Below are 668 nucleotides of genomic sequence, written 5' to 3' on the forward strand. Positions count from 1 at the left end.
TCACGGGGCCGGTGCCAGGTAGTAGCCGACTCCGGTCATCGTGTGCAGCAGGGCCGGTTCACCCAGCTTGCGGCGCAGGGTGGAGACGGTGACGCGTACGGAGTTGGTGAACGGGTCCGCGTGCTCGTCCCACGCCTTCTCCAGCAGTGTCTCCGCGCTGATGACCCCGCCCCCGGCCGCCGTCAGGAGATGGAGCACGGCGAACTCCTTGCGGGTCAGCCGCAGATACCGGCCCTCCCGGTACGCCTCACGGCGGAACGGGTCCAGCCGCAGCCCGGCATACTCCAGAACCGGCGGCGGCGGAGTCCCCGCCCGGCGCTGGAGCGCCCGCAGCCGCGCCACCAGCTCCGGAAAGTCGAACGGCTTGGACAGATAATCGTCCGCGCCCAGCCGCAGCCCGCCCACCCGGTCATCCAGCGAAGCGGCCGCCGTCAGCATCAGCACCCGCACCGAGCGGTACTCCTCCACCACCCGCCGGCACACCTCATCGCCATGCACCCCGGGCAGATCCCGGTCCAGCACCACCACGTCGTAGTCATGACAGGCCAGATTCACCAACGCCTGTTCACCATCGGTCACCAGGTCCACCGCCATCGCCTCGCGGCGCAACCCCGCCACCAGAGCCCGCCCCATCAGCGGCTCGTCCTCCACGACGAGTACGCGCACGT

1 protein-coding gene is annotated in these 668 nt (G+C 70.2%); it reads right to left on the bottom strand.

What is annotated here, in order from left to right:
- Positions 1 to 666: a response regulator transcription factor gene (locus tag CU044_RS20065; protein WP_129770097.1), complete on the bottom strand. Its 666-nt coding sequence runs from the start codon at positions 664 to 666 to the stop codon at positions 1 to 3.
- Positions 667 to 668 lie beyond the last annotated feature (2 nt).

This window comes from Streptomyces sp. L-9-10 (assembly GCF_004151105.1).
Classification (GTDB): domain Bacteria; phylum Actinomycetota; class Actinomycetes; order Streptomycetales; family Streptomycetaceae; genus Streptomyces.